We start from the raw sequence: 7,702 nt of genomic DNA on the forward strand, positions 1-7,702 counted from the left end.
GTCTGTAATTTAGCTTACACATTCAGTGATAAGTAGATAGATAAAAAGCTGAAAAGATAAAATCCTTCGCGCTCAACTTGAACATCAGGCATACAGGCGCAAGGTTAATTTGTTGATACATCGGTATTGCTCTTGATATTGTGAGCTGATTTTAGATATAGCCACAATGTGCCTTGCATGAGTTAAAGGCCAGTAATGAGCTTGGTGTGAATTTGGTTTGAATTTGGTATGGGTTTGATATTTTAATCGGGTTGCACTGCAAGGCATCGCAATGATTGCTAAGCAATAGCATCATCTGGAGGGCTAAGAGATTAAAGGCTAGGCTAGCCCAAGCTTATAACGCAAGATTATTCTTGCGCTACAGGCTGTAAAGGGGACTTATTGAGCAGGATCGTCTACTTGAATTTGGCCGACGTACAATACAGGCGCCGCATCAATATCATTTGCATCCATCATGGTGGCGATGCGCTCAACGGCCGACAATAATTGGCTTTGTTCCCATTCTTCAAGATTTTGATAACGCATAATAAAATGCTCTTGTAGCGGTTTAGGTGCACTGTTTAATAATGTTTTACCAGCATCACTCAATGACAAGTGCACTTTGCGCTTGTCAGTTTCACTGCGCGTTCTAATCACCATGCCACGATTTTCGAGTCGATCAATTATGGTCGTCACTGTCGCTGCACTTAAATTAATCTCTTGCGCGATTTTTTTTGCTAATGGTGCTTCAAGTTGATCCACTTTCTGCATAACCATTAATTGTGGTCCAGTCAGACCGGATAGTTTATTTAATTGACGCGAGTGAATATCAATAGCTCTGATCACTCGCCGTAATGAAATTAGTAGTTGTTCGTATTTTTCCATAATCCCCTCATAATTCACCACGCACCATAACAGAATTCAGCTTATGACTCATGTCCAATATCAAAAAAAAGCAGAATAATGCTATAGACATTATTCTGCTTGGTTATTTTTTCAATTATGGCAAATTATAAGCTAAAAGTACGCGCCACAGATACCACAGCACGAGTATCACTGATATCGCTATCTAGGCTGGTATCTTCTACAGCAAGGTTGAAATCAAACCCTTCCCAGCTTGTCATGTATTCTGCACGATAATGGTTGTAAGAATCACTGTCTCCCCATGCCCATTTATTTTCGTCTTGCGACGTTGAACGATCGAAGCTGACGCGAATGTCATGACCTTCTGCAACAGTGAAGGTATGGGCTGCCATCATGATGTAATGACCTGCATCAACACCAAAATAATCCCATGAGTACCAGAAGTTTAATTCACTTTGACCAAGCGATGAAGCATAACCAAACTTAGTGTATACCTCTGGATAGTAATACTCATCAGAGGCATCATCGCCGTGATATGTGTAGTAAGCAATACCCGCATCGAGCGATACTCGATCTGTTAATTCAAAATATTTACCAGCATAAAAATCAAGCTCTAGCCAAGTATCATCTCCGCCACCAAAGTCTACGTTTGATGCCCAAGCACCGACATACCAACCATCATCGGCCGCGTAATCTAGGCTAGCTTGTAATGCTGGGCTATTATCTGTTTGGCTTACACCATTAAAAGTGTAATCAGACGTTGCATTAACCGTTGTGCTCAGTTCTCCTGCCATGACAGAAGTGGGTAGGGTAAATAAACTTAATAGGGCTAACTTTTTTATTGTCGTATTCATCATTATTCCTTGGATTGTTTTTATTGTTTAGTCTGCTAATTCGATTTTAGTAAAATCGATTTTATTTTCTTTTGGAGAGCGTTCAATATCCCCGACCGTACGATGGTGCGATTTCAAAATGTATATGAAACAGCTTAATATCAAGCCTATAGCCAGTGCGCCTACTAATTGAATCTGTAAAAAGTCTAGTTTAAATAATAAGGTTAAGCCACTCAGTACAACAATATTACCAACGATATAAGGAACTTTACCAAAACGTTCAACAGTGATGTTCAAATTGTCAGTATATAAACGAACGAGTGAATCTAATGAGTTAATTACAAATGTTATCCCTACTACTACCATAGCAAGATTATAAAACCCTGAGGTATCGAGAGCGTTTGCACTGTAGTAATACAACACTGTAAACCAAATCGCGATCGGGATTGAAGGGAATACCATCATAGCCAGTAACACTTGATAGGTTTTCATACCACCCACAAAGCGTGCAGTAAATTGACCAATCATAATGCTCCAAGCAAACCACCAGAACAGGTAGAACTCATGATAATCGTTTATCGGTAGTACAAAGTTATGAATGTTAGCAAAGTAGTCGCCAATTAATGCAAATGTAGTGAAAAACTCACCGACACTTGAGTCATCTGATAAAAATGCACCAGACCACATAACGGCGATTAAGCCTAAGAATAGCCAAGTACTGCCTAAACTGAGATAACGAACATAGCGAATACTGGTGCTTGAATACACTGCTGCAGCAATAACCATAAACACAATGAGGTAGAAGCTGCCGACAATGCTTTCACCATCACCTAACTGTGGTAAATACCAAGGTAAATTGCTTAATAATAAATAAGCGGTGAAGGCACACGTACCAATGATAACGATGTTATTGATAAACTTAATCAATGGGATTTCAAAATACTTTACTCTGGGTTCAATGACACAGAAATAGAAGCAGGTTAAAAAGTAAAATGCCCAAATTAAGCAAGCCCAAAAGCCAAACTCAATTGCCAGTGGATTAGTAAATCCATATTCTGGACTGGCAGCTAAATCGGCATAACCGGCAAACTCAGTCAACGGGAACATGATTAAACCTACATCTAGCCCGGAGGTGAACAAAATAGCAATAAAGGTAAACTTACGTACTGGGGTGACACCAATACACTGCATGTTACCCCAACGATAAATCACAAATGCGATTGCGGCAAAAGTAAATAGAATACCTATTGATAACCAGGTCGTCATTTTTTGGCTCCTTGTTGTATGTTTTTAATGCCATAGAACAATTTTTAAAGGCAAAATGCCCTCAAGCCTTAAGTATCGTGTTGACGATAGTTAAACCCTGATAGATTGATCTCAGCTAAATTGGCCATTTACAATTGTGAAGGTTGGCCACAACCTGCTATTGATGTGTATATAGGAATACACATCAATGAATGAGGGCTAATCGGAATGTCGTTTCGGAGCTTGTAAGCGTTGTGATGTTTGCCAATGCTTAGCAATAGTCACTTTTGCCAAACTGGGTGCCAGTGGCTTGTTACCTAAAATAATGTCGGCAGCACGCTCGGCAACCATGATGGTCGGTGAGTTCAAATTCCCATTAGGAATGGTTGGAAAAATAGATGAGTCAACGACTCTTAAACCGTTAATACCGTGAACTTTCGTTTCTGAATCAACCACGGCCATATCATCCTCACCCATTTTGCACGAGCAAGAAGGGTGATAGGCACTTTCAACTGAGCTTCTGACAAAACGGTCAATTTCTTCATCGGTTTTGACCGCTAAGCCTGGCTGAATTTCTTCACCACGATATTCATCTAAACCCGGTTGATTAATAATTTCACGGGTCAAACGAACGCACGCTCTAAAACCTTCGATATCATCTTGATGTGACAAATAATTGAACTGAATTTGTGGGGCAACCTTGGCATCATTTGATACGACCGTGACTGCACCGCGGCTTTTAGGTTTGTTGTGGCCAATATGTACTTGGAAACCATGGCCCGCAAACGCTTCTTTACCGTCGTAACGCATTGCCGCAGGTAGGAAATGATATTGCAGATCTGGCCACTCTAAACCGGCTTTTGAGCGGATAAAACCACAAGACTCAAAATGGTTAGTTGCGCCTAAACCCGATTTATTTAAAATCCATCGCGCACCAATAAATAATTTGCTTAATGGATCTATCTTGCCATTAAGCGAAATCGGTTTTAAGCACTTAAATTGGAAGTAAAACTCTAAATGATCTTGCAAGTTTTGGCCTACACCAGGCAATTGATGAACTTGCTCAATACCTGCACTCGCTAATGTACTGGCATCGCCAATGCCCGACAGTTGTAAAATATGCGGCGAACCAATAGAACCTGCTGATAAAATCACTTCTTTATTGCAGTTAACATCAATTAACTCGCCTTTACGTTCGTAACGAACGCCAACAGCCGTTTTGCCTTGCATAATTACTTTATGTACAAGCGCATGAGTAACCACGGTTAAATTCGAGCGTTTCATCGCAGGGCGAAGGTACGCATTGGCTGTAGACCAACGCACGCCGTTTTTAACTGTCATGTGCATTGGGCCAAAGCCCTCTTGCTGACTGGCATTGTAATCACTCGTCGCTAGGTAACCGGCATCGACACCGGCATCAACAAAAGCTTGATATAACGGGTTTTTCATCTCATTACCGTTATTAACTGCTAATGGACCTTTATCACCGCGATAAACATTACCGCCAAAAGACCAGGTTTCAGCTTTTTTAAAGTAAGGTAGACAGTGAGCATAATCCCAGTCTTTTGCACCTTGTTGCTGCCACTCGTCAAAGTCACGCGCATGGCCACGCACATAAACCATGCCATTAATGGATGATGAGCCGCCGAGTACCTTGCCTCGAGGGCAATGCATACGACGATTATCTAAATGGGGCTCTGCTTCTGTTTCAAACTGCCATGCATACTTTTTGGTATTCATCGGGATAGATAACGCCGTAGGCATTTGAATAAAAATGCTTTTGTCGCTACCTCCGGTTTCAAGTATGAGGACTTTATTGTCTGGGTTTTCCGTTAAGCGGTTGGCTAATACACAACCTGCGCTTCCGGCACCGACAATAATATAATCGTATTCATGAGATATTTGCGTAGACATTAATTGGTCACTCCTAAAATGGGCTTTCAAGTGACTGCATACCAACGTAAACAGCTTTAATTTGGGTATATGCTTTCAAGGTTTCAGAGCCATTCTCGCGGCCAATACCAGACATTTTGTAACCACCAACCGGCATTTCTGCTGGTGAGGCACCATAAGCATTGATCCAACAAATACCAGCTTGAATTTGATGAATAACCCGATGAGCGCGAGTAATGTCTTGGGTAAACACCCCAGCCGCTAAGCCTAGATGTGTACTATTAGCACGTTTAACGACTTCGTCTTCATCAGTAAAGGTCAATACCGACATGACTGGGCCAAAGACTTCTTCTTTAGATAGCGTCATTTCATCAGTGCAATCAGTAAAAATTGTTGGCGCGACAAAGAAACCATTTGGCGCATTGTCAGGCTTTAATGCAATGCCGCCCGTTAACAAAGTCGCCCCTTCTTGTTTACCAATCTCAATATAATCAAGCACTTTTTGTTGATGATCACGTGAAATCAACGCGCCGAAATTAGTGTTTGGGTCCATTGGGTCGCCGCAAACAATATTCTGCTCAGTACGTTCTTTTAAACGTTTAATAAATTGTGGATAAATATCTTGCTGCACAAAGACTCTCGTACCATTGGTACACACTTCGCCTTGCGTATAAAAATTGGCTAACATTGCCGCAGAAACGGCATTTTCAACATCGGCATCGTTAAAGATTATCAATGGCGACTTACCACCAAGTTCCATGGTTACGTCTTTAAGTGTTCCCGCCGCAGCTGCCATGACTTTTTTACCGGTACCGACTTCGCCAGTGAATGACACTTTAGCGATATCTTCATTACTGGTTAGCCATGCGCCCACTTTACCGTCACCTTGAACAACGTTAAATACGCCATCTGGTACGCCAGCTTGTGTGAATATTTCTGCCAAACGCATTGCACCGCGTGGTGTTTCTTCTGATGGCTTAAAAATCATCACATTACCGCAAGCGAGAGCAGGGGCCGCTTTCCAACAAGCTATTTGCAGCGGATAGTTCCAAGCACCAATACCGGCACAAATGCCTAATGGCTCGCGGCGAGTGTAATAAAAGTCCGCTCCAACAGGTTGTTGATTGCCTTCAATACTTGGGGCGAGTCCGGCAAAGAACTCTATAGAGTCGGCGCCAGTAACCACATCAACTACCGATGCTTCTTGCCATGGCTTACCGGTATCCAATACTTCACCTGCAGCAAGTTCATCATTTTGTTCACGTAGTAGGGCAACGGCTTTTAATAAAATGCGGCTACGTTCGATTGGCGCCATTGCCGACCAAATTGCAAATCCTGCTTTCGCGCTCGCAATAGCCGCCTGTTGTACTGTTTCGGTAGCCACTTCAACTAAATAACTGACATCACCAGTCGCAGGATTAATAACCTCGAAGGTTTCTCCGCTACCATTTGAAATGTATTTACCGTGAACATAATTTTGGTATGTAATTAACGCTGACATTCAATTTCTCCGTGTTGCACGATCACAGCCTCAATAAAGGCTTTAGATAAAATTTGGGCTTGCTTAAAATCTTCTATAGGGGTGGAGCTCAGCGCGCTGCGTAACCAAAAACCATCAATCACTGCAGCGGTTTGCTTTGCTGCATTAATCGCTGCGGTATTGGGTAATAATTGCTTAAACGAAAAAAGCAGATTGCTGTATAACCGCTGACTATTAATATTTTGTAATCTTGCCAGCCCAGGATCGTGCATCGCTTGGGACCAGAAGCTTAACCATGTTTTTGTCGCGGCATTTGAACGTTGTAATTCAGTAAAGTTTGCTTCCACTATCATCGAAAGTCGTGCTACTGGAGTTAATGTTTTGCCTGATGTTCTCGTCAGTAATGCCTGCTTTAATTCATCTAACAGAAATTTCTGCGTGGCTTCTATTAACCCTTGCTTGCCACCAAAATAGTGACTGATAATTCCCGATGACATTCCCGCCAAGCCACTAATGGTATTAATCGTAGTGTGTTGCAACCCATGACGTTCGACTGACATTAACGTGGCATTTATCAGCTGTTGTTGTCTGACGTTTTTCATTATCGGTCTTGACATAAAAGGGGTCCGTTATCTGTATTAAGAATTATTAATTGAACGCTCAATTAATAAGTATGCTAATGATTAGTGCTGTAACTATCAAGCTATAATTTGATATGGGTCACAACAAATGGGCTGTAAAATAGGGTAGGAATGCGATTATTTTCTGTAAATCTATGTTTTACATAGGTTGATTGTTGCCATCTTAACGTTGATCTTATGTTGTTAAAAACAAAAAAATTTACATGAAATCATTACAGCTGCAGTTATTTTTGGTTTTTTTATAAAAAACCGACTTCATCGTAACGTCGATATTTATCATCAATAATCCTTTATTGATGAATCGTTATTGATGGTTAACATCTAAGAAAACGTTAATCTGCAACCCACTATCGTAATCATGAGTTCTCGGTCGTCACCATTTTGAGGACGCAACATTTAGATCTAATGGGGGGTTAACATTTACAGGCAAGTGCCTATCTGATGCGCTCAAGTCATTAGCCAGATTAACTGTAAGGCTCAATATAATTCTGTATCGATGTCAGTGATTGATCATTGAAAGGGAGTGGCTTGTGAGTAGCCGGCGATAGATAGGTAAACAAGTTCCATGCTATAACCTTATACAAGCTTATGATCTAAGGTGTAGATATTAAGATTGTTAACTAAGAAACCATTAAATATTCAATTATCAGGCGTTAATTAAGCGGTTAAAGATGGGCAGTAGACGATCAATGATTATCTTAACGCTTTATTTAATGGTCAATTATCAGGCGTTAACTAAGTGGTTAAAGATGGGCAGTAGACGATCA

At 41.1% G+C, this 7,702-nt stretch carries 6 protein-coding genes; all 6 read right to left on the reverse strand.

The window, feature by feature from the left end; translation table 11 throughout:
* Nucleotides 1-378: 378 nt before the first annotated feature.
* The 6 genes from ACED29_RS19755 to betI all read right to left on the reverse strand — a co-directional run bounded on the left by ACED29_RS19755 (nucleotide 379) and on the right by betI (nucleotide 6,911).
* Complete coding sequence (locus ACED29_RS19755; RefSeq protein WP_124014928.1) at nucleotides 379-864, reverse strand: MarR family winged helix-turn-helix transcriptional regulator; 486 nt, start codon at nucleotides 862-864, stop codon at nucleotides 379-381.
* A 125-nt stretch (nucleotides 865-989) separates the two neighbouring features.
* Nucleotides 990-1,697: a TorF family putative porin gene (locus ACED29_RS19760; RefSeq protein WP_182722972.1), complete on the reverse strand. Its 708-nt coding sequence runs from the start codon at nucleotides 1,695-1,697 to the stop codon at nucleotides 990-992.
* A gap of 27 nt (nucleotides 1,698-1,724) precedes the next feature.
* On the reverse strand, nucleotides 1,725-2,942 hold the full coding sequence (locus ACED29_RS19765) for a BCCT family transporter (RefSeq protein WP_124014926.1): 1,218 nt from the start codon (nucleotides 2,940-2,942) through the stop codon (nucleotides 1,725-1,727).
* 198 nt (nucleotides 2,943-3,140) lie between these two features.
* A complete protein-coding gene (gene betA / locus ACED29_RS19770; RefSeq protein WP_124014925.1) occupies nucleotides 3,141-4,835 on the reverse strand; it encodes a choline dehydrogenase in 1,695 nt (564 codons plus the stop codon).
* A gap of 13 nt (nucleotides 4,836-4,848) precedes the next feature.
* Nucleotides 4,849-6,315 (reverse strand): betaine-aldehyde dehydrogenase, encoded by a 1,467-nt coding sequence (gene betB, locus ACED29_RS19775; protein ID WP_371698521.1) that lies wholly within the window; start codon nucleotides 6,313-6,315, stop codon nucleotides 4,849-4,851.
* Nucleotides 6,303-6,911 carry a transcriptional regulator BetI gene (gene betI / locus ACED29_RS19780; RefSeq protein WP_182756406.1) on the reverse strand — a complete coding sequence of 203 codons (609 nt, stop codon included), beginning with the start codon at nucleotides 6,909-6,911 and terminating at the stop codon, nucleotides 6,303-6,305. The genes betB and betI overlap by 13 nt, the downstream gene beginning before the upstream one ends.
* Nucleotides 6,912-7,702 lie beyond the last annotated feature (791 nt).

The organism is Shewanella sp. 5S214 (assembly GCF_041439795.1).
In the GTDB taxonomy this organism is placed as follows: domain Bacteria; phylum Pseudomonadota; class Gammaproteobacteria; order Enterobacterales; family Shewanellaceae; genus Shewanella; species Shewanella vesiculosa.